The organism is Rubinisphaera margarita, assembly GCF_022267515.1.
Taxonomy (GTDB): Bacteria; Planctomycetota; Planctomycetia; order Planctomycetales; family Planctomycetaceae; genus Rubinisphaera; species Rubinisphaera margarita.
On sequence record NZ_JAKFGB010000005.1, the window covers coordinates 331,867 to 353,724 of the forward strand.

The window sequence follows — 21,858 nt, forward strand, 5'->3', positions numbered from 1 at the left end:
TGGCACGACGTTCGGGGCGTGCGAGCAGAACTCAGTTCGCTTCGATCCACTCCAGAGCAGCCTCTTTGTCCGGGTAGTGGAAGTATTTGATCTCGGCGGTAGTGAACGGCTTGCAGAACTTCGCCATCCCTTCTTCCCATTTGCTTTCGCCGACGAGAGCCAGCTTTTCGATATCCCGGAAGTGCTTCAGGTCGAACTTGATGTCTTCCCACATCGCACCGGCATCCCAGCCATGAAAGTCGTGCATGACGACGACCATGCGAATCTTGCCGAACTCTTCGATTCGCCTTTCAATGATCGGAACAAAGGCTTCGTAAGCCGCCTTTTCGAGCTTCCCGGTGATTTCGATGATCAGAATCTTCCCAGCCGCCACTTCGGTTACGTTGAACGACATCAGGTCCTCCGCAGTTCGATTACCAGATCCGGAACGTCAAGCCCTTGCAGGAATCTCGCGACTCGTCAGCGAGATTTCAGCAGCCCGAATTCGTCAGCTGCTCTCCTGTGCATCATCCTATCTCCGGCCGGGCCTGCAACCCAGTGCCGGAAACGGATTAAGGTCGAGTTTGTGCCCTCGCCGAAAATTCGTCCAATCCTGAGATCCGTCTTCGCCGGCCATCGTTCTCCCTTGAAAGTTCCGCGGCTGCTGATCAGCGACGGCTACATAGCCGGTCGATACAATCCCGCAGCCGCTTTGTAATCCCTCTTTTTTGTCGAAGAAGTCAATGGTTATCACGTCGCTTCTCCTTGTCGTTGGACTCCTCCTCCTCTTCGCCGGGGGAGAATCACTCGTCCGCGGGGCCTCCCAGCTCGCTTACGCTGCGAAGCTTTCTCCTCTGTTTGTCGGACTGACGATCGTCGCCTTCGGCACGAGCACCCCCGAACTGGTCGTCTCGATTTCGACGGCTCTCCAGGGGGAGGCCGACCTGTCGCTCGGAAATGTCGTTGGCAGCAACATTTTCAACATCCTGTTTATTCTCGGGCTTTCCGCAGTCGTCGCTCCGCTGACCGTCAAGCGGCAGATTGTCCGCTGGGATGTCCCGCTGATGATCGCAATCTCCGTCGTCCTGCTGATCCTGGCTCAGGACGGACGCCTGACCGCGCTGGAAGGGTGGGCCCTTCTCGCCGGAATGCTGACCTACACCGCATTCTCCTACTGGCAGGGGAGCCGAGACCGGGATGCCGTCGCCGTTCCCGCCGACGATGTCCCCGCCGCGTCCGGGAGGAAAGGAATGTTCTTTCAACTGGGACTGATCCTGTTCGGGCTCGTGCTGCTCGTCGCAGGCTGCGAGCTGTTTGTCCGCAGTGCCATTTCAATCGCCCAGGCACTCGGCGTGTCGACGACGATCATCGGACTCACGATCGTCGCGGCCGGAACTTCGCTGCCAGAACTGGCCACTTCGGTGATTGCCAGCTATCGCAACGAACGAGACATCGCGGTCGGCAACGTCGTCGGCAGCAACATCTTCAACATTCTGGGCGTCCTGGGCTCGGCCTGCATCTTTTCCGGAACGGGCGTCGGCGTGCCGGAGTCCTTCCTGCAATTCGATCTGCCAATCATGGTTGGCACCGCAATCGTCTGCCTGCCGATCTTCTTCACCGGCCGCGTAATCGCCCGCTGGGAAGGAGCCGTCTTTCTCGTTCTCTACGTCGCCTACACAACCTACCTGATTCTGGCGACAACCAACTCCGGCTACCGCGACCACTTCGGCACGGCGATGATCGCTTTCGTCCTCCCGCTAATCACACTCGGCATCATCGTCAGTTTGATTCGTCACCCGTGGAAGCGAACGAACAGCGAATCGGTTCAAAGCGAGACGCGGTAAGGAGCAAGCTTTCTGCCGCCGATCGCCCGCCTCTTCGGTCGAGAACCGTGCCGAATCGGACCGACAGGACGACAGGGATATCCTTCAAAAGCTTCAATCGAAGTCACTACAACCGCTATTCAGAACAGATTCGGGCGAATTCGGGACGACTGAGCTGGGCGACCTGCGACGTGGCGGTCGGAGGCGCAGCTATTGTTGGAGATCTCAATGTCTTCAGAATTCGCCGGTTCGTCCTATGCAAACTTCGCTGCCCCAGAACCTGCTCGATCGACGAGCGGAACGTGCCATTCGTAATCTTAATCGCTGGTCGTCCCGCTTCGATGGCAGTGTTACCCAGCGACGGCGTCACCTTCGGGAACGATGTTTCATCAAGGCGTCACTGGCCACGATCGCGGGAAACGGGACGGCGGGTCCTACCGTGGGAGAATGGAGAACGGTCTGGGTCCGCAACATCTCGGCGGGGGGGATTGGCTTCCTGTCCGCAAAGCCCATTTCGGAGATCACCGAACCGATTGTCATCGTCCTCGGTAATCGACGGCTGATCTACCGAATCAACCGCAGCCGTCCCGTCCACGACAGTTTCTACGAATACGGTGCCCGCTTCATTGGTGAGGGGCATGTCGATTCCTAATCGGTCACCCGACCCGGGACTGCGGCGAGATCCCATTCTTCAGGAAAGCAGCCAGTTCAGCCGAGTCGTAGATCGCCCGCGAGGAGACGAGCCGGCCATCGCGAACCGCAAGTTCAGTGTACGAGGTGAGCAGATAGGTATGCGGGCTTTCGTGATGCCCGAGGATGGTCTCGTTCTTCACCGTGACACACTGCCGTGCAGAATGCGTCAGCAGTTCCACGCTCTGAATCGCTTCGATTTTCAGGCTGGATCCGAGGGACTCGTAGAAGTCGAAAATGTCGAGCCCGTGGAACGAACCCGCAAAGGTGAGTCCCGCGTCTGACCCCGGCATGTCGTAACGGATCGATGGGTCGGCAATCGGAGCGTCCCCCAGGAACAGCAGTCGAGGGCTTCCCGTCCCGATCGAACTGACGTAACAATTCGCGACCCGCTCCCCATCGGCAGCGACGAAGAAATCAGAAGTCAGCCCCAGTGGCCTATCCCCCGGGTATCTCTGGGAATAGGCCCGGTTGATAACTTGAGCAATCCGAGCCAGCACGTCGCCGTTCACCCGCTTGCGACCATGCTCGACATTATGAATCGTCCGCACGCTGACTTCCACCGCGTCCGCCAGTTCCTTCCGACTCAACCCCACCTCAGCCAGCAGGTCGTTGAGCAAGCCCTTGCGGGTGAGAATACCCTGAGGAGGACGCCCCATAAGTCTTGTGCTCCTGAATGGTGCCGCGCGAGAGGCCACTTTGGAACCGAGGTGTCAAACTCGGTCGCCGAACGAATCGTCGAACAGAAAAGAGCACCAATCGCCAAAGAATGAGAGAACGAGCCGCCTGGACAGCAGGCACCAGTTAGCGAATGTGCACAACAATTCTCCAACAGACAGGAACACCTGTCAATCGCATTCGCCACCGCTACGGCGAGACGGTCCAGACATCTACGGACGGCTGACCTATCTGCCGGAGGTTGAATCCACCGCAACAGGCAACACAGCCGGAGAGCCGCACTACGCATACGGCTACGACGAATTCGGGAATCAGGTCTCAATTACCGACCCGAACGGAAATGTGACGAAGTTCACCTACGACAACCGTAGTCTACAGACAACCCGAACCCTGCCGCTCGGCGTCCTCACCACCGGAGATCCTGATGACTTCATCGAACACTTCGAGTACGATGATCGTGGTCGTCTGACGAAGCATACCTCCTTTGAAGGGATCGTCACCGAAAACGTCTACGACCTGACGACGGGGCGCCTGTCGACGAAGCAGTTCTTTGACAACCAGCAAACTTTGCTCGAAACCTGGACGTACAAGATCGACGCCTTTGGGCACGACGTTGGAGTTGTCCAGACCGACCACCGGGGCGGCGGGGATGTCAGTAGGACAGAAGCTCGTCTTTATGACGAGCGAGGCCGGCTGACGCGCGAGTCGACGCCTGAGGGCATCCTCGGATACCGCTACGACAACCGCGGCCGGCTGATCGAAACTCGTGTCTACGCCTCCACGGCGGACCCCGAACTTGATCAGCCAGACCGCGTGATCCGTAGCGAGTATGACGTGCTTGGCCGATTGTTGATGGTTCGTGAGACCATCGGTTCAGACCTCAACGCCAATGTCACCACCTACGGCTACGACCTGCTCGGCAATCTCGGTCGTATGGTCGCTCCCAATGGCGTGATCACGGTGTATCGCTACGACGGCCTCAACCGGCTCGATACGCTCACGCATTACCGGCCCGATGCTGACAACGTGAACCTGGCGGACAACCAGGTCGTCGCTTCGTACGACTACGAAGTCCGGCCCGATGGCAAGCGGACCTCCGTCATCGAGAAGGTCGATGAAGACGGCGATGGCGTTCTCGACTCCGATGAACAGACCGAGATCACCTGGCAGTACGACGAACTCGGTCGCCTGATCTCGGAAACATTCGAGAACGGCGAGAACCTCGACACGCTCTACCGCTTCGACGCCTACGGCTACGATTTGGTCGGAAACCGCAAGCAGAAAGTCGAGGATCACGACGGGGATGGCGTTACCGAGAACACGATTTCGTACACCTACGACGCCAACGATCGGCTCGATACGGAAACAAACTCCGACGGCAGTTCGACGACCTACGGCTACGACGTCACCCAGCAGACATCAAAGACGGTTCGCAACAGCCTTAGTGAGCCGATCTCCACGGTGATCTTCACCTACGATCCGCAGGGGCGTCTCGAAACCGCTACGACGACCACGGCCACCCGGATCGAGAAAGTCACGTATGACTATGATGCGGCCGGTTTCCGCATCGCCAGCACACACGAGATCGACGCCGACGCGGATGGAATGGTTGACGAGACAAAGATCACCGCCTATCTCGCCGGCGACCGTAACCACACCGGCTACAAGCAAACGATCCGCGAAGTCGAGACGAGCAACGCAGGAACCTTGAAAACGATCGACTACACCTTCGGTCATGATGAGATCGCTCAGACTGTCTCCACAAAGGACCCCAATGGAAATGTCGTTTCCAGCGAATCACATGTCTTCGCTCACGATGGTCATGGCTCTGTTCGTGTGTTGCTCGATGCGATGGGTACTCTCGTGGAGTTCTACGCGTTCGATGCCTATGGTAACGCCATCGGCTTTGACCAGACTTCTGCCTTGACTTCGCTTAGACACTCTGGAGAGACCTTCGACGTTCGAATAGGTCAGCAGTACTTGCGAGCCCGCTATTATACCCCAACCGTAGGACGGTTTAATCGTCTCGACCAATTCCAAGGAAATTCGACGGATCCGCAAAGCTTCCACAAATATCTTTACGCACACGCAACTCCTATCAACGGAAACGATCCTACAGGACATTCGTTCATATCGACGGTTGCAGTCGGCCTCGGAGTCCGTGCGGTCAAATTTGCTGGCACTGGGGCCGCGGTCGGCGCTATATTTGGAGCAATTGATGCCTATTTGGGGGGGGGAAGATCCTCGAGAAGGGGCCTTCATGGGAGGCTTAGTCGGAGCCGGAGGTGGGCTATTGGCAGCCTTTGCTCCAGGGATTGTGCTTTCCAAACCCGCAATGTTGATGGCATTCCTTGCCTCGATAGATGGCGCCTATAGATCTTTTTCTAACGACCACTATTACCAAGGTCTATTTAGATTAGCGACTGCACCCATCGCCTATGGAAAGTTAGCATCTCTCGCAAGGCAAGCTACTATTTTTAACAAGCTAAAAGGCATTACGGTCGGGATGCGCGGTTGGCTAAAGCAGATTGATGACCTTTTTCGATACGGGCTTCGACGAGGGACCTTGGACAATAGAACCGCCGGTGCTGCGGAGGTGCAAGTCACGAACAATTCGTCTGGTGGAACCAGCAGTTTTATTGAAGCGGCAATGAGTGGTGACCACAGTGTCCCGGGCATGTCCCCGTCACCAGACAGTCCTCGATTGTTCTCACCCAACCAAGGGTCGAATAACGGCCATCCAGAGTACGATGCAGAGGTTAAACTGCTAGAGTCAATTGCGAAGCGGCTGTGGCCCACTGCTAGCCGAGGCGCAACGACGGATGATTTTAGCGGAAAGGTTTATCTATTCTCTGAGAATAAACCCTGTTCTTCATGCAGTGACGTTGGAATGGAGGGGATTGTCCAGCAATTTGAAAAAATGTTCAAAGGCGTAAAAGTTGTGGTGGAGTATTCGTATTACTACCCCGGAAATAGGTGATACGGTGGATCGTGCCCCATGTAGCGAAGTGATGGAAGATTTGTTCTTTCGAATATTTTCTAGCAAGATATGCATGAAAAGGTATGCTCGCGGCTTCAGTGTCGAAGAGATCCTTGCGATGGAAGATCTGACGAAAGCACAAATTCCACCGTTATATCAGATTTTTTTGTCGCGGCTCGGGCGATATTCTGCAGCACTGTTCTGCAACGGACAGGGTTCGTTTCGAAGCATTGACCGTTACCTTGAAGTGCACAGCCTGATTACTGAGTGCCTGCAAGAGCAGGGAGCCCATGATCTGATCGCCGATGGAATTGTCCCTATATTTAATGAAAATGGGGATAAATTTTATTTTCTACTATCTTCAGACGGTGCGGTGGACCCGAGAGTATTTGAATTCAGTGACATTGAAGGTCGTGGACCAAGAAGTACGGGGGTGAAATATACAAGCTGGCTAGGGGAGCGGGTCGCGGAGTCGATGGAGTGTATGAAGTATTGGAAATGGTACCAGGTTATTGATTACCACTTGTGGCTGAAAGAGTACAGATAAAGGTGTCCCCCAATTGCATTCTTGGCTGTACTGATTCGCGTTTGAACGCAAGATTGGCCAATGTGTGTTTTGGCATCATTTCTATAACCAGTTTCACAACGCGTTCTAAGTGAACATCGTTCGGACACGGCGTGTGCATCTCGCTCCGGCGGGACATAACGCTGAGAAGCAGTCTTCTAATTCGCAATGTGAGCAAAAATGGGGTACGACTCCAGAAATGGAATTTCGTTTCAGGAAGGAGTCGCCCCCATGTTCGTTGTCCCAGTCAGGTATTATCCGTCTGATTTGACCGATAGGCAATGGAAGTTGATCCGAGGATTCCTGCGCCGTCTCAGCAAACGCGGTGCTCCTCGAAAGTACGATTATCGCGTCATCATCAATGCCGTGTTCTTTGTGGTCAAAGCAGGGTGCCAGTGGCGGATGCTGCCGCGTGAATTTCCACATTGGAAGGCCGTTTATCAGCTGTTCTATCGCTGGCGAAATTCCGGTGTCTGGGAGCGGATTCATGACACGCTCCGCATGAAAGTTCGCGACCTCGACGGCAAGCGACCCAAGCCGACCGCGGCCATCATTGATTCACAAAGTGTGAAAACAACTCACATTGCCGGAGACGAACGAGGCTACGATTCCGGGAAGAAGATCAACGGCCGCAAACGTCACATTGTGGTCGATACGCTGGGACTGCTGTTGGCCGTCATTGTCCATCGAGCCAATGAGCAGGACTATAACGGGGCTCCACTGGTGTTGTATTCGTTGTGGGAAAAGATGAAGTCAATCCAAGTGATCTTCGCTGATACCGTGTACGGGTACAAAGGGCTGCCCGAATTCACCAGGCAGACCCTCGGCATGGCCATCATGATCGTGAAACGTCCGGTCGATCAACTCAAGGGATGCTTTGAAGTTCAGCCCAAACGATGGATCGTGGAACGCACCTTCGCGTGGATTGGATTGTACAGACGAAACAGCAAAGACTACGAAATCAATCCGGAGATCAGTGCCACGATCATCCAGATCACCATGTTTCAAATCATGCTCAACCGCCTCGATCGAACAAAATTATGAATTAGAAGACTGCTTCTGAGTGCTCCGCGGCTGGCCCACGACCTGGCAGGCCCTTCGCTCGGAAACGCAGAACGATGTTTCCAGCTCCTCCACAGCTCTCCGCTTCCGGGAAGGGCTCACCAGTTTCCCTCAGCGATGTGCTTGAGCATGCGGATATCGAGTTGCTGATCAGCAACGATTTCCTTGAGCCGTTTGTTCTCTTCTTCGAGCTGCTTGAGCCGCTTGGCTTCCTCAGACTTCATGCCGCCGTACTGAGCCCGCCAGCGATGAAAGGTCGCCTCGCTGATCTCCGGCGTCTGCACAACCGCTGCCAGGTCCTTGCCGGCGTCGAGCATCGCATCAGCATCCCGCAGCTTCTTGACAATCTGTTCCGGCGTATGCCGCTTCCGCTTCTTCGTCATCAGAGTCTCCTGTCCTGAAAAGGAGGTCAGACTCTCATACCACATGGATCAGATTTTGGGGAGCATGCCAATCACAATAATGACCCAGCTGCAGGAACAACATACGCAAACGCTGGGTTCGCATTAGCCGGTAGCGGGGGAGGGGTCGCTTCAACACTGGTTGGTCGATGGCTACTGGGGAAATATGACAGCTTTCGCTCGGCGAAAAAGTTGACTCAACGCATTGGGTTGGAGGCATCTCTCTATTCCAGAGGGAACCAACGACATCACTTGAATCAATCTGCAACATTCGACAATATCCCAAAGAAAGAGGCAATTTCGATCATACTGGGAGGGAACGCAGCAACCTCGGGCACTCAGCACAATACCGTTCATGACATTCTTGAGAATGATCTGTACGATCGATACCGAAAAGGTGGAGATCGATACGGCCACGAAATGACTGTGCGAGAATACAACAACGCACTCAATGCCGCCATGGAGAAAATTGGCGTAAAAGCCGAGGAGCTCGGTTACGTTATGAATCTCGTTATCGCAGAACAGTTACACTATGGATATACGATGGATAGTGTGATTGATCCTAAGGGAAGAGTTGCGGGTATTGTCAAGCGTCCTTTTTAATCTATCCGAAAGATTTACTAAGCCATGAAGGAAAGAACTAGGCATTTCATAGAACGTATTAGACAGGCTACTTGGTTCTCAAATGTCGAACTACCAGTTACGCATGAAGGCCGATTTATTGATGATATTGTTGTAGCTTCGTATGGCCATGCTTTTGATCTATTTAATAGCCAAGATTTTGAAGAGATGTGCCAGTTCATGAGGAGGCCAATCACTAAAGGGAAGAATAAAGATTTGGGCTCACGTCTGGTTCTTGAGTGGGGTGATTGTGTCAATGCAATTAGGCCGGTCGTTGAGACTCTGGTGCAACAAAAGCTAACTCAAGCCGACATCTGTCCGCGAAGGATGTTCAAGTCAAGCTGCGATGGATTTAACTGGCAAATTGTCCTCGGGACATGCTGTGTGGAATTCAGCGAGTTTCCCATGCCAACGTTTTACACCAATTGGTGCGACATTCTGATCGACGGTCACTTTGCTTGCTATTGGGACGGGGATACTGAAGAAGGTCAGTTTGTCGTAATTTGAATAGGAAAATCATGCCAGACATAATCGGAACTGATTTACCCCGATTCGCACAAATCCTGCTTTCAGTGAAATGGTTTGCACACTCGCACGAAATCCCAGAAGACGCGAAATCCGATCTAGTATCCGGGATTGGCGAAGCGATTCATGCCTTTGGTCAACAAAGCGAGCAAAATGCGTCTCGGACGATTGCCGAACGATTTTCTCAGGACTTGAGCCGAAAATGTAATTTTACGACCGAAGAAATTGGCGGCGTTTTCGTTGCCTTCGACCTCCAATGGGAACCGGCATTTCGAAAGAAAATCCGCAGTTCGATTCCGATGTCTCTCCACACGAAGAGTGTATCCGATGAATTCATCTTTCGCCTGCGACATGGATTGCTCGCCGACGTGTTCACTGACGTAGCGTCGGGAACCTTCTTCCGAGTGTGGTGTGACTGGCTCCGGCGGGGCCACTTCGCCTGCTTTTGGGATGGCGATCTGGACGATCCCATGTTCGATGACGTGTTCGTCCTGATGAATGAGTATCGGCAGGCTTAATAACGTACTGGCTCTCCTTTTTGACGTACGAACGATGTCAATTCTTCCTTAGGTTATCGACTCGATTCCGATTTCCGGCACAACTGATTCCTAAGCCTTGAACAGTTTCAGAACCTGTTCGCAGTGAGCATCGAACGGGTACGGCACGTCCATTTCACCCCGACAGAAAGACGTTTACACATATTGCCAGGGTTCTGTTCCCAAGCAGGATCCTGGATGGATTCGACCCCGTTTCTCAGTGATGAAGGTTTCTTCCCCAATCAGCCCGTCTCCGTCAAATGCGGTCGGCCGGAACGGGACAATCTCCAGTGTTTTGAAGGGTTTCTCTAGGTGCTGGCCACCGGAGCCCGCTGGAAAGATTTGCTATCTCATTATTTTTGTTACACAACCTGCTGGAGACGGTTCAAACAATGGACCGAGTTAGGTGCCTTCTCCCGGCGTGGACGTCGATTCTGGAGTTGTGTCGCCAGATCGAGGGACTCGATACAACTCTCTTGGGTGACGCCACATTTTGTGCTGCGAAAAAAGGGGCCTGAAGGTTGGCAAAACCATGAGCGGCAAAGGCTCCAACGTCATGCTGCTCACCGATGCTCATGGTCAGCCGGTGGGCCTGCAGTCCCACAGTGCTTCTCCGCATGATGTCAATCTGATCGAACGATTGCTCCAAGACTCGCTCCGCTGGGTGATTCGAGCCCGACGGTTCGTCTACGACACGGCCGCCGATTCCGCTCGTCTGCGGCGTCGGGTCTGGCTCTACGGACCTCGCCTCATTGCTACCTACCGGCGACGGAGAAACGAGAAGCACGCTCGCCGACTCAACTCCCGTGACCAACGCTTCTACGATCTTCGCTACCGAATCGAACGGACATTTGCCTGGCTGAGCCATTACCGCAGGCTGAACGTCCGCTGGGAATACCACGCTCACCTGTTTGAAGGCTTCTGGCAACTCGCCTGTCTGTTCACTATCCTGAAGCGGTTGTGAAACTGGTTCTAGTTCTACTAGGCTATTATTAAGCCACATTCTGACGAAAGTGCAATTTAACTGGTTCGGAAAGACCGACTTCAAGAGATCCAAGAACCTAGCAGATCTGCGAGTGAAAATGGCGGAGTTGACGGCTTCGCTAAACAGAGAAGTGGGGTTGTTTCTTCTACCGGATGGGACGAAGATGTTACGTATTGGTGAGGTTCGTAAGGTTACTCCACCTCTTGGGTCAAAGGCAATTGCGCACACCCATACATCTGGACTCCTCATTCTTTCGGACGCAGATATTCGTGTTATTACCAAACAAGAGCAGCACGAGACATTTATTATAGCTCCCGACGGTGCAATGGTATTGTGGAGGCGGACTGGAAAAGAAGCCGTAAATTTAGATGATGTGGACGGTGGGCTATCTGCTTTTGCGCACGAAATCGTGCATAAAGGAGAGAGAAATGACTAAAGAAACCAATATGGTTCGAACCTTTCTACTCACGCCAGAAGAAATCCATATAATTCGGAAACGTAAGCGCCTCGGCCAATGGATACCGTTGTTGAGAAATCCTATTGAAACTTCAAGCCGACGTATCAGTGTTTCCATAATTGGATCGCTTCACGAACTTGCACTTGGGCAAATTTCAGTGGATCGCGATGGCTACACGCTCACCACGCAGGGAATACACCTTGATCACTCTTGTGACGAAACTTCCACAGGAGAATTTACGTCGTTCAGGATCTTCGAGAATAGGAGTAGGGTCGACGAGTTGCTTTATCTGTGGTATGAAAAATGCTATAGTGTTGCTTCGTTTAAGTATTCGGAAAATGAATCGGTGCTGGATGGGCTCGTGTTTATGATTGCTAGGGAAGGTGACGCTTCTTCATCTATTGCTATCGATTTGTCTAAGATTCCTTCTCGTTTTGGAGTCAATGAGCGGTGGGAAGCCCAGTGTGTCGATTGCCATCCGGACAAATTGCCTTCGTTGTTTAGTCGGCCTCTCAAGAAGAGTGTGCGAAGAAATGGGGTCTGGACCGCTTGGTCGAAAGGGGCTGATGTGGTTGAATGGTGACGAAATTCACTCACGATGTGTTTGCCATCTGTATTGTATGGCAAATGGAGCGTTTGCCGTATATTCGAAAGATCACTTCGTCGGGAAAGGGATTCTGCGATAACGAGTATCGAGACTGCCGAGAAAGCTATAAGCGGCTACGAAACTAGAGCCAGTTTCATAACCCGTTCTCAGTGAACATCGAACGGGCACGGCGTGTGCATCTCGCTCCGGCAGAAAGGAGTTTTGCACATGTTACCACGATCCTGTCCCCAGGCAGGATCCAGGACGGATTTGACCGCGTTTCTCAGCGATGACTGCTGGTTTCTCATTGAAGATTTCTTTCCCAATCAGCCCGTTTCCATCAAAGGAGGCCGGCCGGAACGAGAGAATCGCCTGTGCTTTGAAGGGATTCTCTGGGCGCTGACCACCGGAGCCCGCTGGAAAGATTTACCACCCCATTATCCTTCTTACACAACCTGCTGGAGACGGTTCAAACATTGGACTGAGTCCGGTGCCTTTCTCCTGGCATGGACGTCGATTCTGGAGTTGTGCCGGCAGATCGACGGGCTCGATACGACAACGCTCCTGGGTGACGCCACATTTTGTCCTGCGAAAAAAGGGGCCTGAAGGTTGGCAAAACCAAGAGTAGCAAAGGCTCGAAGGCCATACTGCTCACCGATGCTCATGGTCTGCCGCTGGGTCTGCAGGTCGACAGTGCTTCTCCGCATGATGTCAATCTGATCGAACCATTGCTCCGAGGCTCGCTCCACTGGGTGATGCGAGCCCGGCGATTTGTCTACGACACGGCCGCCGACTCCAGGCGTCTGCAGCGTCGGGTCAGGCTTTACGGTCCTCGTCTCATTGCCACCTACCGGCGACCGAGAAACGAAAAGCACGCCCGCCGACGCAAATCCCGTGATCAACGTTGATACGATCAGCGAGTTAGTTTTTTCACTCGCTTTCCTTGCCTGTTGTCGCAAAAACTCAGGAGTTTTTGCCAAATGGCTGGACACCCTTGAAACCATAGTGGTGTCTTTGTGCCCCATCAGCAGTGCGACCGAAATCGGGTCGACGCCTCCGCTCATGAGGGCTTCAGTCGCCCAGGAATGGCGAGCATCATAGGCAGTGACTCGAAAACCGACTTGTCGGAAATCCTCCGTAGACGCAGCACAATGGCGTTCTTCGTCCACGGTTCGCCTCGCTCATTCCGGAAGAGAGGGCCGTCCGAAACGCGAGTTGTTAGTCTTTGCCGAGAGAGAACTGCTTTCCAGAAAGCGAGCAGTACCAACCTTGGGTCTGCTTCCGGAAAAATGGCTTGGCAGGTCGTGCCATGAGTGAGCTCCTTTTCGTGCATTATTTCGTGCATGGACAAAACAATGCTTCGGAGCTGATGCGAAAAAGTCTAGCTTTTCCGAGTGGGCGATGAGGGACTCGAACCCCCGACATCTTCGGTGTAAACGTAGGCCAATGTCTTGGAAAACACGGTTTTTCAAGCGGAATACCCGCTTTTGTGCTTCCATGAATTCCTTTTGATCAGCCGATTTCGTGCACATATCGTGCATTATTTCGTGCATTATTTCGTGCACTGATTTGCTGGTCGAGAGGTTCTGGACACCTTGTCAAATTGAATGTTCGCAGGAGCGCGGTCAGAGCGACAAAAAAATAGGGTGCGGGCAATTCATGTGACACGCTGGCAAGAGTCTATGAATGTCAACTCGACAACGAAAGGCAATCTTCCGAAACGGACGCGGTCGGCCGTCGACGAAAGATGCGATCGTTTGCAGCCTGAGGCGTATTTTCGAGAAGCTGGGCTTTAGGGTCATTGCATATGGTGCTCGACATTCCTGGGCGACGGATGCATCGATGAAAGGAGGCAATGATCCGATTTCGGTTGCCTGTCTGATGGGCCATAAAGATACGACGATGGTTTCACGCGTCTACAGCCACCTCACGAAGAACCCTGAGCTTCTTCGAAGCCAAGCGATGAAGGTTGAGCGTTGAGCAGTGGATCACACTTTACTCCCTCTCATCGCCGTATCTCGCGTTCCCACTTCATTATCCGTTCATTACCACTGTCCCAACCATACCACAAACCCATGTAAAAAATGCGGGTAATACCGAGGCACCTTGAGCAGGGCCACGTTTTCAACTGAACCAATAAGCGGCTCGTTGAATTCACACAAAACCTGTCGTCTGCTACACTTACTTGCTTATCCCGCCACACACACACACACACACAATTCCGCGAGGTAAGTCGGGTGAGCAATTTCGTCGATACACTGGGGAATCAGCTACAAGAGTCTCCGCTCACTGAAGAGTTGCAGAACGCTGGCCAGAGTCTGGGCAGATTCATCGATCCGGACGCCTACGTAGGCGAAGTGTTTTCGTTGAGCTACGACTCGGCATTAGTGCAGGTTCATGATTTCCACCGCAAGTCTGTGGGTGGCATTCCCGCGCTCTCATTCCTGATAGCTTCCCGCATAATGCCGACCAATCAGGTCGACCCGCGGCAGGAAGACTCTTCAGTCATCCTGCTTCGAGTTCTTGACCACGCTGAGCTTCCAAATTCCGCAGAGGCGTTGCGAGTCAGGGTGGAAACCGCTCAACAAGTCAGCGGTGAACTTACCAAGAACTGGGACCATCGCGATGTGATGGACCCGACGACGGCACATATCCTGAGTTACGCAGGCGTTCGTTGCCGGGTTGTCGGGACTTTCTACATAAGTGACCTGGGTGACGAGGCGGACAACCGATTCGCATTAGCTTTCGGCTCAGACATCAGCAACTATTACCCGAACCAGGGATTGAAAGTATTCAAACCAAAGGCGGAAGTTTTAGAGCGAATCGTGAATTATCGCGATTCCGATCCAGAGGATGAGAAGCCGAAGTTGGTAAACATTGGCACGATTCGATACGCCTCCACACATCGCCCTTTCCAAAAGATTGGTGATGTGACTTTCGGAATTACGCCAACCGATTTGCTTGGTCAAAAGACAGCCCTTTTCGGAATGACGCGGACAGGAAAATCCAACACGACCAAGATCATGCTGAAATCAATCTTTGCACTGCGTTGGGAGGACGATCCACTACGAATCGGTCAACTCGTTTTCGATCCGAATGGTGAGTACGCAAATGAAAACGTCCAAGATGCATCCAATAACCTTGCACCTGCGGCGATCAAGAATGTATGGGCTTGCGGGCCATCCGAGCAGCACAGTGAGTTAAAGAATGATGTCGAAACGTTCGGAATAACGCCGCACCCAAATGACCCAGATCGACATTTAATGCTGTTGAATTTTTATCTCGATGACAACCTTCAGATTGGCAAGTCAATAATCAACAGCGCACTGGCTGGCGACAATACCAAGTATATTTCCAATTATCGTGATGTCGTCTTTGATCCACCAGATGCCAATGACCGCTCGGCATCCACACGGTTCAAGCGACGCGTCCTTTGCCATCGAGCTTTGCTATACAAGGCTGGTTTCGACCCGCCCAGCAACGTCAAGCCTCAAATCAAAGGAATGTTCAAGAAGGAACTCCTTGAAGCAATGGAAAACAGCCAAAGCGACAAGGCAAATGACTATGCTACATGTGCCACCATCCTCCGCAAATCATCTCCTTCTTGGGCGGAAATCGCTCAAGCATGTGGGATTCTGCGAGACTTCATTGCTGACAATTCGTCCGGTTACGCACAATTCGATCAAACCTACGTTCAAAGCAGCTCTTCTGGATCGTGGGCTGACGACGACCTGAAGAAGATTTTGGAGATGTTCGCCTATCCGAACGGATCGCGATCTGTAGGGCGTGTTGAAGAACAACACACCCATACGACAAGTTCCGACTACGCGGAAGATATTTACACGGCTTTGGCTGCCGGAAAGTTAGTGATCGTAGATCAGTCGAGCGGGAATCCAGAACTCAATAAATCTGCCGCAGATCGCGTCATCACACGAATATTCGAGGAGAACCAGACTCAGTTTCGAAGTGCAGAAACGCCACCGCAAATTCTTGTTTACGTCGAAGAGGCTCACAACATCCTCCCGCCAGCTACGGAACTTGACACTCAAGACATGTGGGTTCGCACCGCGAAAGAAGGCGCGAAGTACAACATTGGCTTGGTGTACGCGACGCAGGAAGTCAGCTCAATCCAGAAGAACATTCTGCGAAACACCTCGAACTGGTTCATCGGCCACCTGAACAACACAGACGAGACTCGGGAACTCCGAAAATTCTACGACTTCGCCGACTTTGAGGGGAGCATTCTCCGGGCTCAGGACAAAGGGTTTCTTCGCGTAAAGACGCTTTCCAATCCGTTCGTTGTTCCCGTACAAGTTGAACGTTTCCAGATCGACTCAACTGCGGAATAGGAGAGCCCATGCCCTACGAAGGAGAATTTGCCGGATACCGATCTATTCGCAGAATCGCTGATACCGAGCGAGTACAGAAGCTACTCAATCGGTCAAAAGTTGCCAACGCCCAACAGAAGCAGTCCGTGCTGGAAGCAGAGCCTGCACCGGACGCGGTTACCGATCTACCAGCTTTCGTTTTGGCAATTGACGGTAGCTATCAGGAAGTCGACGTAAAGACAGGCTACCCGGGAGCGAAGGTTGGATATGTCACCGTTGCGAGCGTGCTGCTCGATCTCGCTGGAGTCAGCGAATTAGATGAAGCACGTCCCGTCGATCCGAAAGAGTTCCGTAAGACCGAACAGGCGAGCACAATCGACTCTGCACTGCCAGGCTCGAATGTAATTACGATCAATCAATCGGGCGCTCAAGAGTCGTTTCGACAAGAGTTGTACGAAGTGTTCCACGATGTGATCCTTGATGACGATCAACGGATTCGCCTGTTGTCAACGTTTGAGGCACTCTTGGCTTACAAGCCGAAATCAAAAACACAATCGTGTCCCTACTCCGAATCCGACGGTTGTGACGAGTCATTTGCGATCCCGAACGGTTGCACGCAATGTCCCAGCTGCAAGAAGCCGATCTTTTCGACGGACGCGCTCCGCATCCACGAACGTTTCCGTGACGTGGGCACAAACGGCGAAGCATTCGGCCTCGTGATGCAGGTGTGGGAGCGAGTCTTGCTGATCCACATACTTCGTTGTTTTGAGCAGCAGGGGATTCTGGATCATGTTGGACGGCTGGCGTTCTTTCTGGATGGTCCTCTCGCACAGTTCGGTCCGCCTGCGTGGCTCAGCGCTGCAATCAGCTCAGAGTTGAAGAGGCTGAATAAGATTGTCCATGACAAAACGGGAAGTGATCTCTTGATCTTGGGCATCGAGAAAACCGGCAATTTCGTAACACATTTCGACGAGATCGATCAAACGGAGAATCCGGGTGAAGCTCGCTTTCCAAATCGATCCTATCTCTTGCTGACCGACAGCTACATCAAAGAACGAATCGCTTACTCTGAGAGCGACAAACGATACGGAGAAGATACGTACTTTGGACGGAAGTTCTTTTACAAATCTCAAAGCGGTGCGCGGATTGTCGCAAGCATGCCGTTCCTGAATGATGATCAAGACACATTGGACTCTGACGACATCGGCTTGTATCCGCAGTTCCCGACGATTTGCGCACTCTTGGATAAGTTGGTCTCCTCGCGCTACGAGAACGCGGTTTCACCATTGATCGCAGCGCACTCCCATGCCGCGATTCCTCTACACCTTGGCGCCAAGGTTCTAAAGCGTCTTGCGCAAGCGCTGATGGGAGATCGGTGATGGAAGAGGTCTCTCGATTTAGTACGGCTGAAGGACGATGGTCGGGTGTTGGCCCGTACTATGCGATGTTCCCAACAACCTTCGCGGAACAAGTCGTGTTGAACCATACAGACGAAGGAGATGTCATCCTCGATCCTTTTGCTGGACGGGGAACTGGTCTCTACAGCGCGGCAATTAACAACCGCCACGGCGTAGGAATCGAAATCAACCCCGTTGGGTGGGTCTACACGCGTGCAAAACTTCGTCCGGCACAAAAGAAGGACGTGCTCACAAGGCTCGAAGAAATAGGCACGAACGCACATTACTACCGTCGTGCCGCAAAGAAGTTGCCGACCTTCTTTAAGCGGTGTTACACGCTTGAAGTGCGTGCCTTTCTTCTCACCGCACGCGCATGGTTGAACTGGCGTCAGTCCCGCACCGATTGGACGCTAATGGCCCTATTGCTGATTCACTTGCACGGCAAACGTACGGATTCGTTGTCCAATCAAATGCGGCAAACAAAGTCGATGTCTCCACCCTATGCCATTCGTTGGTGGAAGGAAAATGATAAGAAACCACCGGAGCTTGACCCAGTTGATTTCATGTCCAAGAAGCTTGACTGGCGATACGCCAAAGGAACGCCGGATGTTGCCAGCAGCGAAGTGTACCTAGGTGACAGCGTGACGCGACTACCATACGTTCAACAGAGTTTGAAAGCTTATGGGCCGGGCAATGCACAACTGCTCTTCACTTCACCGCCTTACTGTGGTGTAACCAACTATCACTATGACCAGTGGCTTCGTCTCTGGTTGCTCGGCGGTCCAGAAAGGCCGGGGGCACAAGTTGACTCTCGACGCGGCAAATTCACGGATCGAGCCAAGTACCGCGAATTGCTCAAACTGGTTTTCACGAAATCCAAAGAGTTGTTGGCTGGGGATGCAGTCGTTTATGTACGTACCGATAGTCGCGAACTCACTCGGTCAATCACATGCGAAGTGCTGAGCGAAACATTCCCGGACAAGAAGTTGAAAGAATATCATAGCCCTTCACCGGAAAAAACTCAGACGGACTTGTTCATCCATTCGGCACCGAAGAACGGTGAGACTGACATTGTGCTTCAGTGAGTGCTTTCGCCGTTGTGCGTGAAACTGTCATGTTCTTTCGCTGTTGTTTGCACAACACAACAAAAAAGCCGAATCGAAATTGATGCGACGCTGTGTTGCAATCAACTCTTGTCGATTTTCAAAGGTCGGGAGGGATCGAATGACCGGCAGGTTGAGGGCACGCCGGATGTTGCGTATCTCGTTGATATCGAAAGTGCCCCATTCCGGGAATGGACCGATGACGAAGCCGTGTGTGACCTGCAACCAAAAAACCGAGCCATTGGCCAAATACCGCACTGCGAAGTCAATACGCTTCGGGAAGCCAGATGGATAGATCCAAGAAATCGTGGCGGGGCCGTTATTCCTTGGTGATTACCCGAACCTTTCGGATTCTCTCCGATTTTCCAAGTCGGCACATTTCCGTGCCGCTGCGTAGCTGCGACCGAGCGCGCATACTCAGTTCAGAGAAATCATGTTGAAGCCGGAGGGGAGATTGCCGAACAATGCTGAATCGATAGGATTCGAAGTTGAGATCACTGCGTTGAAAAGCGATTCGATGTATGAAGAGAGCAACTCCAAGGAACGCCTGGAGTCGGCGGCTGTGTCGTAAATGTACCGCCGGGCTCGCATCACCCAGCGGAGCAAGCCTCGGAGCAATGGTTCGAACAGATTGACATCATGCGGAGAAGCACTGCGGATCTGCAAGCCCAGAGGGAGCGAATGAGCGTTGGTGAACAGCAGACCTTCGAGCCATTTTCTCTCGTGGATCTACCGTCATTCAGTCCCCGTTTCGTTCAGGACAGAAGGTGGTGTCCCGCAAGAGCGTTGTGGTGTCGAACGTTGCAATACCACAATCATCGGATGGTGGAATTTAGCCCACGGGTAATACGAGAAGTCGATCGCGGAATAAAAAGATATCTATACGCTTGAATGGTGGTTGGTTGTGCAGTACACTCTTCGTAGGGAAGTCACTACCACCATTTCTAAAGGAACAAGATCATGGCTCACAAAAGCTCTCCTGGGGATGGAACGCACGGGACTGGATCGAAAGGATGCGGTGGCAATCTTGTTTTCGGCACGGAGGCTGAACAGGCTTTGTTGAAGGCGCAAGGGCGAGTGGGGAGCAGTGGCGAGAAGCTCTCGTCACAGGTTGCTTCGATTGCGCACAACGCTCGCTCGGTTGAGAATGCATTGGGTGAAGCAGAGCAGCAGCGATCCACCTAAGTAAAAGAGCGTAAGATGGGGCCATCTGAGGCTATCCACGTTTCGCCATTTGCGGCGCCGTTGTTTGAGAATGCGGAAGGGACGAGATCTTATAATCCTTTAGATCTCATCCCTTCTCCGCCTCAGTTCTCTCTTCGCAGGTTGGCACTGTATTTTTCTGCTCCGTCGTTGGAAGGCGAATTCGCCCCTGAGTGCCCTTGGGTAGGCGTCAAAAGATTGCGACCCGAGCCTCGTGCTTCCGGTGTCGCGACCCTCTCGAGTGAGCTCTTCGACCGGTTTAGATCCAGTGTGCGCGAATGCCTTGTCGATAAAGAGCGCGTGCTCGTCTCTTTTTCTGGGGGACTCGATTCGCTCGCTGCCTTGTATCATGCTGATCTAGAGTGTTCAGATCGCGAACTGCTCGTTGCTGTCACGTGTCTAGATGACGACGTCGGTGGAAATTCGGCACGCACTGCAGCGAGATTGCTCGATGCAATGAACATAGCTCGGCCGTTGAAGGTTTTATCTGGGTGTCCTGTCTCACTTAAGGAACCTGATTGGGATCCCGCTGGCCCACGAACCGACGCAATGCCCCGCTATAATTGGCAAATGAGCGATTTTGCGCAGCAGCAGGGTGCGGAAGCAATTCTGACTGGAACAGGCTCAGATGAACTGTTTATGGCGACAAGATTCTTGACGGGTCGTTTGTTGCGCGATTTTCGATGTAGGGATATCTTCTATTACTGGTATGACTCGCTTCGTTACTTCGGCCCTCTTTTTGCGGCGGGAGAATGTCTGTCAGTGCTGTCGCGAGTGTTTTCTCATCGAAAGTCATTCAAGTACTATCAATCGTTGAGCTGGCCCGCAATTTGTAATCTTGCGCCAAGTCCAGTCTTGACAGACAAGTATATGTGTCACGTGAAGGAATGGTCTCTTCAGTGGCTTTTAGAACGATTTAAGCGATTTCCTAGCTATTCAGATTGGGCAGATGCTGAAGCATGGGACGGGTTGTATCCGATTGACGCTATCACACCCGCTGGAAGCATCCCGTTGCTGACGCCGTTCCTTAATGAAAGTTTTGTCGAATTTGCGATGAGGCTGCCACTGCACCAACGGTACTCTAGTGCGGGACTGACACCTTATCAGCGCCACAAGATACTTGTTGCCAAAGAATTATTGCGACCTTATCCATTCAAGATGCTGCCGTTCTACAAGCAGGGATATGGAAACGCGCTTCGCAGGTATTGGCAAAGTGTTTTCCCGGATAACGGGGGGTTGCTCGCGGATCTTGGGGTTATTCAGCGACTGTCGCATCAAGAGTACTTTGAGGATTGCCGAGTGCCCAGGCTCATTTATTCGTTACATCACTGGATAAATGGTGCGATTAGGGCAGGGGGAGTGCCGGCCGAATCAAGAGCTCCCGATGTTGGGTATGTGGGAGGCGCTGGTGAAGATTCTAATTAGGCCAATTGAACCTAGAGATATCAATTGCGTTTTATTGCTGATGGGTATGAATGCGGTGGAGAGTCATGGACCGCCGATCTCTTTCGATAGGTGGGGGCCAGGTGTAGCTGTGCCGTTTGTTGAGCAGCTGCCCAATGAACAGGCGCCAATGCCTGAAGAGCCTAGTGATTCGATGCGATCGATGCTAGAGCGAATGACGCAGTCGGAGGTCGAAATTTGCCTCGTAGCGAACGGTTCTGAAGGCTTAGTTGGATATGTTACTGCATGCGTTCACAGCAGGGCTCATATGGCGGGATCAAGCGGCCTGGTGGATGCGCTGTTTGTTTCTCCCGACTTCAGGCGAAACCACATTGGTAAAGGACTAGTGGTCGCGGCCACGCGATGGCTCCTAGCAAGGAATGTGATGTCATGCCGGGCGGAGAGCCCAGCGGATTCCGAACTGGCATGTCTGTTTTGGCAGGGAGTAGGGTGGGAGAATGACTTGCATGTATGGAGTCTTTACGACTGAGGTTTA

Annotated in this window: 22 protein-coding genes and 2 pseudogenes; 19 read left to right on the top strand and 5 right to left on the bottom strand. The window is 52.7% G+C overall.

From position 1 onward, the window contains the following. Positions 1–31: 31 nt before the first annotated feature. Positions 32–394, bottom strand: a complete 363-nt coding sequence (locus tag L1A08_RS02275; protein WP_238753725.1) for a SpoIIAA family protein — start codon at positions 392–394, stop codon at positions 32–34. A gap of 328 nt (positions 395–722) precedes the next feature. On the opposite strand from L1A08_RS02275, the gene L1A08_RS02280 reads away from it, so the two are divergent. Further along, complete coding sequence (locus tag L1A08_RS02280) at positions 723–1,823, top strand: calcium/sodium antiporter (protein WP_238753727.1); 1,101 nt, start codon at positions 723–725, stop codon at positions 1,821–1,823. 235 nt (positions 1,824–2,058) lie between these two features. Continuing rightward, positions 2,059–2,454 carry a PilZ domain-containing protein gene (locus L1A08_RS02285; protein ID WP_238753729.1) on the top strand — a complete coding sequence of 132 codons (396 nt, stop codon included), beginning with the start codon at positions 2,059–2,061 and terminating at the stop codon, positions 2,452–2,454. Between the two features lie 4 nt (positions 2,455–2,458). Here L1A08_RS02285 and L1A08_RS02290 read toward each other — a convergent pair whose 3' ends face one another. After that, complete coding sequence (locus L1A08_RS02290; protein WP_238753731.1) at positions 2,459–3,151, bottom strand: helix-turn-helix domain-containing protein; 693 nt, start codon at positions 3,149–3,151, stop codon at positions 2,459–2,461. Positions 3,152–3,305: 154 nt separating this feature from the next. Here L1A08_RS02290 and L1A08_RS02295 point away from each other — a divergent pair, with 154 nt between their 5' ends. The 4 genes from L1A08_RS02295 to L1A08_RS02305 all read left to right on the top strand — a co-directional run bounded on the left by L1A08_RS02295 (position 3,306) and on the right by L1A08_RS02305 (position 7,759). After that, complete coding sequence (locus L1A08_RS02295) at positions 3,306–5,546, top strand: RHS repeat domain-containing protein (protein WP_238753733.1); 2,241 nt, start codon at positions 3,306–3,308, stop codon at positions 5,544–5,546. Between the two features lie 301 nt (positions 5,547–5,847). Further along, positions 5,848–6,150 (top strand): deaminase domain-containing protein, encoded by a 303-nt coding sequence (locus L1A08_RS22905; RefSeq protein ID WP_390896837.1) that lies wholly within the window; start codon positions 5,848–5,850, stop codon positions 6,148–6,150. Next, complete coding sequence (locus L1A08_RS02300) at positions 6,110–6,697, top strand: hypothetical protein (RefSeq protein ID WP_238753735.1); 588 nt, start codon at positions 6,110–6,112, stop codon at positions 6,695–6,697. The genes L1A08_RS22905 and L1A08_RS02300 overlap by 41 nt, the downstream gene beginning before the upstream one ends. Before the next feature lie 249 nt (positions 6,698–6,946). Beyond that, the gene (locus tag L1A08_RS02305) at positions 6,947–7,759 is read left to right on the top strand and encodes an IS5 family transposase (protein WP_238753737.1); all 813 of its coding nucleotides are present in this window, start codon (positions 6,947–6,949) and stop codon (positions 7,757–7,759) included. 125 nt (positions 7,760–7,884) lie between these two features. On the opposite strand, the pseudogene L1A08_RS02310 reads toward L1A08_RS02305, so the two are convergent. Continuing rightward, positions 7,885–8,160, bottom strand: a pseudogene (locus L1A08_RS02310) (transposase); the annotation flags it as partial. A gap of 270 nt (positions 8,161–8,430) precedes the next feature. Here L1A08_RS02310 and L1A08_RS02315 point away from each other — a divergent pair. The 7 genes and pseudogenes from L1A08_RS02315 to L1A08_RS23110 form a co-directional block, all read left to right on the top strand. Continuing rightward, positions 8,431–8,781 (top strand): hypothetical protein, encoded by a 351-nt coding sequence (locus L1A08_RS02315; protein WP_238753739.1) that lies wholly within the window; start codon positions 8,431–8,433, stop codon positions 8,779–8,781. A gap of 24 nt (positions 8,782–8,805) precedes the next feature. Beyond that, positions 8,806–9,306, top strand: coding sequence for a hypothetical protein (locus tag L1A08_RS02320; RefSeq protein WP_238753741.1), 501 nt, complete (start codon positions 8,806–8,808; stop codon positions 9,304–9,306). Next, the gene (locus L1A08_RS02325) at positions 9,303–9,842 is read left to right on the top strand and encodes a hypothetical protein (RefSeq protein ID WP_238753743.1); all 540 of its coding nucleotides are present in this window, start codon (positions 9,303–9,305) and stop codon (positions 9,840–9,842) included. Before L1A08_RS02320 ends, L1A08_RS02325 begins: the two co-directional genes overlap by 4 nt. 550 nt (positions 9,843–10,392) lie before the next feature. Further along, positions 10,393–10,824 carry a transposase gene (locus tag L1A08_RS02330; RefSeq protein WP_238753751.1) on the top strand — a complete coding sequence of 144 codons (432 nt, stop codon included), beginning with the start codon at positions 10,393–10,395 and terminating at the stop codon, positions 10,822–10,824. Between the two features lie 184 nt (positions 10,825–11,008). Then, complete coding sequence (locus tag L1A08_RS02335) at positions 11,009–11,281, top strand: hypothetical protein (protein ID WP_238753753.1); 273 nt, start codon at positions 11,009–11,011, stop codon at positions 11,279–11,281. After that, the gene (locus L1A08_RS02340; protein WP_238753755.1) at positions 11,274–11,885 is read left to right on the top strand and encodes a hypothetical protein; all 612 of its coding nucleotides are present in this window, start codon (positions 11,274–11,276) and stop codon (positions 11,883–11,885) included. The genes L1A08_RS02335 and L1A08_RS02340 overlap by 8 nt, the downstream gene beginning before the upstream one ends. Before the next feature lie 231 nt (positions 11,886–12,116). Beyond that, positions 12,117–12,326, top strand: a pseudogene (locus L1A08_RS23110) (transposase); the annotation flags it as partial. A gap of 8 nt (positions 12,327–12,334) precedes the next feature. On the opposite strand, the gene L1A08_RS23115 reads toward L1A08_RS23110, so the two are convergent. Beyond that, complete coding sequence (locus tag L1A08_RS23115) at positions 12,335–13,057, bottom strand: hypothetical protein (protein WP_238753757.1); 723 nt, start codon at positions 13,055–13,057, stop codon at positions 12,335–12,337. Positions 13,058–13,574: 517 nt separating this feature from the next. On the opposite strand from L1A08_RS23115, the gene L1A08_RS22920 reads away from it, so the two are divergent. The 4 genes from L1A08_RS22920 to L1A08_RS02360 all read left to right on the top strand — a co-directional run bounded on the left by L1A08_RS22920 (position 13,575) and on the right by L1A08_RS02360 (position 18,698). Further along, complete coding sequence (locus L1A08_RS22920; RefSeq protein WP_390896834.1) at positions 13,575–13,868, top strand: tyrosine-type recombinase/integrase; 294 nt, start codon at positions 13,575–13,577, stop codon at positions 13,866–13,868. A gap of 257 nt (positions 13,869–14,125) precedes the next feature. Beyond that, the gene (locus L1A08_RS02350; protein ID WP_238753759.1) at positions 14,126–16,237 is read left to right on the top strand and encodes an ATP-binding protein; all 2,112 of its coding nucleotides are present in this window, start codon (positions 14,126–14,128) and stop codon (positions 16,235–16,237) included. Between the two features lie 8 nt (positions 16,238–16,245). Beyond that, the gene (locus L1A08_RS02355) at positions 16,246–17,595 is read left to right on the top strand and encodes a DNA double-strand break repair nuclease NurA (RefSeq protein WP_238753761.1); all 1,350 of its coding nucleotides are present in this window, start codon (positions 16,246–16,248) and stop codon (positions 17,593–17,595) included. Next, positions 17,595–18,698 (top strand): DNA methyltransferase, encoded by a 1,104-nt coding sequence (locus L1A08_RS02360; protein ID WP_238753764.1) that lies wholly within the window; start codon positions 17,595–17,597, stop codon positions 18,696–18,698. Before L1A08_RS02355 ends, L1A08_RS02360 begins: the two co-directional genes overlap by 1 nt. Before the next feature lie 27 nt (positions 18,699–18,725). Here the strand turns inward: L1A08_RS02360 and L1A08_RS02365 are convergent, their stop codons facing one another. Continuing rightward, positions 18,726–18,965 (bottom strand): hypothetical protein, encoded by a 240-nt coding sequence (locus L1A08_RS02365; RefSeq protein ID WP_238753766.1) that lies wholly within the window; start codon positions 18,963–18,965, stop codon positions 18,726–18,728. Positions 18,966–19,916: 951 nt separating this feature from the next. Here L1A08_RS02365 and L1A08_RS02370 point away from each other — a divergent pair. Both L1A08_RS02370 and L1A08_RS22925 read left to right on the top strand, forming a co-directional pair. Continuing rightward, on the top strand, positions 19,917–21,344 hold the full coding sequence (locus L1A08_RS02370; RefSeq protein ID WP_238753768.1) for an asparagine synthase-related protein: 1,428 nt from the start codon (positions 19,917–19,919) through the stop codon (positions 21,342–21,344). A 148-nt stretch (positions 21,345–21,492) separates the two neighbouring features. Continuing rightward, positions 21,493–21,852, top strand: a complete 360-nt coding sequence (locus L1A08_RS22925; RefSeq protein WP_390896838.1) for a GNAT family N-acetyltransferase — start codon at positions 21,493–21,495, stop codon at positions 21,850–21,852. Positions 21,853–21,858: the final 6 nt, after the last annotated feature.